This window comes from Streptomyces sp. NRRL B-24085 (assembly GCF_001282115.1).
In the GTDB taxonomy this organism is placed as follows: Bacteria; Actinomycetota; Actinomycetes; order Streptomycetales; family Streptomycetaceae; genus Streptomyces.
Genome location: NZ_LJBR01000586.1, coordinates 1 through 4,055, shown reverse-complemented (window position 1 = coordinate 4,055; position 4,055 = coordinate 1). Strand labels below are relative to the sequence as shown.

At 74.6% G+C, this 4,055-nt stretch carries 3 protein-coding genes; all 3 read right to left on the bottom strand.

What is annotated here, in order from left to right; all coding sequences use genetic code 11:
- Positions 1-54: 54 nt before the first annotated feature.
- A complete protein-coding gene (locus tag AOJ26_RS39845; protein WP_053853221.1) occupies positions 55-786 on the bottom strand; it encodes a 2Fe-2S iron-sulfur cluster-binding protein in 732 nt (243 codons plus the stop codon).
- Complete coding sequence (locus tag AOJ26_RS39840; RefSeq protein ID WP_053853220.1) at positions 783-2,117, bottom strand: NADH-ubiquinone oxidoreductase-F iron-sulfur binding region domain-containing protein; 1,335 nt, start codon at positions 2,115-2,117, stop codon at positions 783-785. Before AOJ26_RS39840 ends, AOJ26_RS39845 begins: the two co-directional genes overlap by 4 nt.
- Before the next feature lie 101 nt (positions 2,118-2,218).
- Positions 2,219-4,054: a molybdopterin oxidoreductase family protein gene (locus AOJ26_RS39835; protein WP_063790392.1), complete on the bottom strand. Its 1,836-nt coding sequence runs from the start codon at positions 4,052-4,054 to the stop codon at positions 2,219-2,221.
- Position 4,055: the final 1 nt, after the last annotated feature.

Genomic DNA, 4,055 nt, shown 5'->3' with positions numbered 1-4,055 from the left:
CCGTCGCGGATGCGGATCACCTTGCGTCGTTCCGTGACTCGTCCCATATGTCTCTCAGTCCCGGTTCTGTACGAGCTGGTAGCCGAAACGGCCCTTGCTGCAGAGGCTGCCGTGCGCCCCCGACCCGTCGGGCAGGGCGGTGACCTTCACGATCTCATTGTCCTGCACATGGAGCGTGACCCCGCAGCCCGCTCCGCAGTGCGTGCACACGGTGCCGGTACGGGTCTGCGACCCCTCGTCCCAGGTACCCGCCGCCCGCATGTCGAACTCCGACCTGGACGACAGCGCCCCCGTCGGACACACGTCGACGCAGTCCCCGCAGTACACACAGGCCGAAGCGGTCAGCGGCCCGTCGTGCTCCACGGCGATCCGGGCACCGAGGCCGCGGCCGGCCGCGTCCGGGCCGAAGCGGTCCGGTGACGCGCCGTACTCCTCGATCCACTCGGCCGCTCCCGGGGTCGTCGACAGGTCGGCCGAGGAGGCGAGCAGTTCCAGCACGATCCTGCGGCTGTGCCGGACCCGCTCGCTGTCGGTCCTGACCTCCAGGCCGGACTCGGCCCGGCGGGAGCAGGCCGGGACCAGGGCCGCGGCCCCCTCCACCTCGACGACACAGAGCCGGCAGGTACCGCGCGGGGCGAGCGCGCCGCCCGCGCACAGCGCCGGGACGTCCTTCCCGGCCGCCCGGCAGGCGTCGAGGACCGTCGAACCCTCCGGTGCCCGCACGGGTTCACCGTCGAGGGCGAACTCCACCATGCGGCGCGGGATGCCCAATGGTACGGCGGTCATCCGTACGCCCCCAGACGGTCGACGGCCGACTCCACGGCGTTCCACGCGCCCTGCCCGAGACCGCACGCCGAGGAGTCCCGCATCGCGCGGCCGACCTCCCGGAGCAGGGCGATGTCGTCCGCCGCGGCCGTGCCCGCGCGCTCGACGATCCGGCGCAGCGCCTCCTCCTGGCGCACGGTCCCGACCCGGCACGGCACGCACCCCCCGCACGACTCGTCCCGGAAGAACTCGGCGACGCGGAGGAGGAGACGCGGAAGGGGCACCGTGTCGTCGAAGGCCAGGACCACACCCGAGCCGGTCCCGCCCCCCGAGGGCAGGGGCACGTCCGGTTCGTCGGGCCGTACGAATACGCCGGTGACCCCGCCGAGCAGCACCGCGCGCAGGTTCTCCCGGGCTCCGGCCTCCGCCAGCAGCGCGCCCAGTGTCGTGCCGGACGGCGGTTCGTAGACCCCGGGCCGGTCCACGGATCCCGACACGCAGAACAGCTTGGGCCTGCCGGATTCCCCCGTGCCGGTGCCGGTGCCGGTGCCGGTGCCGGTGCCTGTGCCGGTCGCCGGATGGGCCGGTGCGGCCGCGGACAGGACGGGGAGCACGCCGACCAGCGTTTCGACGTCGTGCACCAGGGTAGCGGGACCGAGCGCGAAGGCCCGGCGCAGGGCGGTCCAGCCGCCGTGGGCGCGGTAGTCGTCCAGGGACGACGGATCCACGACGCCGACCCGGCTCAGCAGTACCAGTCCGCCCCGCCCCGTCTGTGGTACGGCCGTCGCCGCCGGCGGTTCCTCGGGCGCCGAGCCCGGAGCGTTCGCGGCGCGGACGGTCCCTTCGACGGTCGCCGGTGCGGAGACCGCCGTACGCACCGGATCGCCCGCCCAGGTCACGAGCGCGACCGGGGCGCGTTCGCACAGGCCGAGGCACGCGCTGCGCTCCACGTGGACGCCGCCGCCGAGCCGTTGCCCGACACCGGCGCACAGGGCGGCGGCGCCGGCGGTGGCGCAGGCGAGGTCCGTGCAGACGCGGAGCACGGTGGCGGGACGGGACCGGACCGAGAACAGGGGGTACGAGGTGGCGACGCCGTACGCCTCCGCCGGCGGGACGGCCAGCCGGCGGCACAGGTAGGTGAGGGCGCCCTCGCTGATCCAGCCGACACGGTCGTTGATCGCGTGCAGGCCGGGCAGCAGCAGATGCCGACGGCCCGCCGGGCGCGAGGCCCGCCGCAGATCGGCCGCGGAACGCTCCGCGCCCTCCCCGTACGACTCCGGGGGGCCCAACAGGGCGTCCACGGCGTCCCGTTCGTCGTCCGTCGGCTCGCCGTCGCCGAAGTGCAGATCCACCTGGTCGTCCCACCTCCTTCCTGACGGACCGGTTGATCGGACCGGTTGGTCGGGACCGGTGGCCGGACCAGGGTGGTCGGGGACCGGTCGGGCCTCTCGGGTCAGCCGAAGACGATCGTCGTGATCGGCAGCTTCTCGATCCGGACCGCCGGCCGCCCGGCGTCCACCTCGTCGGGGAGACGCGGGTGCATGAAGGCGAGCCCGGGCCTGAGGGCGGGGTCGATCCGCACGGTCGCGACGACCGAGACACGCCGTGAGGAGACCTGCACCTCCGCACCCGGCACGATGTCGAGGCGTTCGGCGTCCTCCGGGGACAGCTCGACGTCCCGTGGTCCGCGGCCCCCGTGCCAGGCCGGGTGCCGCCCGCCGCCCAGCCGGATCGGGTACAGGTCGTCGACGGGGTCGGCCGGGGGATCGTGCTGCACGATCCCGAACGCCGCCCGTCCGCCGCGATCGGCCGGGTCCTTCTCCCACAACCGGCCGTGCAGGAAGCCCGGGTGGGGGCGGCCGGTGTCCGGGCAGGGCCACTGGAGGCCGGCCTGCTCGTTCAGGCGCGCGTACGTCATCCCGGCGTGGTCCGGGGACAGCGACCTCACCTCGTTCCACACGGCCTCCACGTCGTCGTACCGCCACTCGTGACCGAGTCCCACCGCCAGGTCGCGGAGGATGCCGACGTGCTCGCGCGCCTCACCCGGCGGCTTCAGGGCCCGCCGTACCCGCCGTACCCGCCGCTCCCCGTCGGTGGCCGTGCCGTCGGTCTCCGCCCAGGCGGCGGTCGCGGGCAGGACGACGTCGGCCGACTCGGCGGTCCCGGTGAGGAACGCGTCCTGGACGACGAGGAAGTCGAGGGAGTCCGGACGCCGTACGGGCCGCCCGCCGTGTGCCCGCGCCTCCAGGTCCTCCGCCCGTGACCGGGCCGGGTCCGCTCCGACACAGTGGAGCGCCGTGAGCGTGCCCTCCTCCGTCGCCGCGCACATCCCCGCCGCGTCCAGTCCGTAGTGCGGCTCGACGGCGACACCCCAGGCCGACTCGAACGTCCGGCGGGCCCGGGAGTCGAGGACGTCCCGGAACCCGGGCAGCCGGTGGGGGAGCACGCCCATGTCGACCGCGCCCTGCACGTTGTCCCGGCCGGACAGGGGCGTCAACCCGCAGCCGTACCTGCCCACTTGACCGGTCAGCAGAGACAGGTTGACGAGCGCGCGGACGACCGCGGTGCCGTTGCGGTGCTCGGTGACACCCGGCCCCCAGCAGAGCTGCGCGCGCTCGGCGCGGGCGAGGGCGTGGGCCAACTCCCGGACGGCACGGGCCGGTACGCCCGTCACCCGCTCGGCGAGGGGGAGCGACCAGGGCTCGACCAGCGCCCTGTAGTCCTCGAAGCCGGAGGTGGCCCGCTCGACGAACCGGCTGTTGGCCAGGCCCGTTCGGAGGATCTCGCGGCCGATCGCGTGGGCCAGGGGGATGTCGGTGCCGATGTCGAGGCCGAGCCAGCTGTCCGCCCACGCGGCGGTTGCGGTGCGGCGCGGGTCGACGACGTACAGGCGGGCGCCGCGCCGGATGCCCTTCAGGACGTGACGGAAGAACGCCGGGTGCGTCGACCGGGCGTCGGAGCCCCACACCACGATGACGTCGGTGTGCTCGATCTCCTCGTACGACGAGGTCCCGCTGCCCGACCCGAAGGCCGCGGCGAGCCCCGCGACGCTCGGGGAGTGCCGGGCCCGCTCCGGCGAGTCGATGTCGTGGGTGCCCATGGCGACCCGGGCGAACTTCTGCGCCAGGTAGTGCGTTTCGTTGGTCAGCCGGGTGGAGGAGAGCATGCCGTAGGCGCCGCGGTTGCGTTCCAGACCCCGCGCTGCGTGGTCCAGTGCCTGCGCCCAACCCACCTGCCGCAGCGGCTCGTCGCGGGAGTCCCGGATCATCGGGTGGGTGTGCCGGGGGATC

Bases quoted from the DNA above. Each gene is read 5' to 3' on its own strand.
- AOJ26_RS39845 (WP_053853221.1), bottom strand. From the start codon at position 786: ATGACCGCCGTACCATTGGGCATCCCGCGCCGCATGGTGGAGTTCGCC.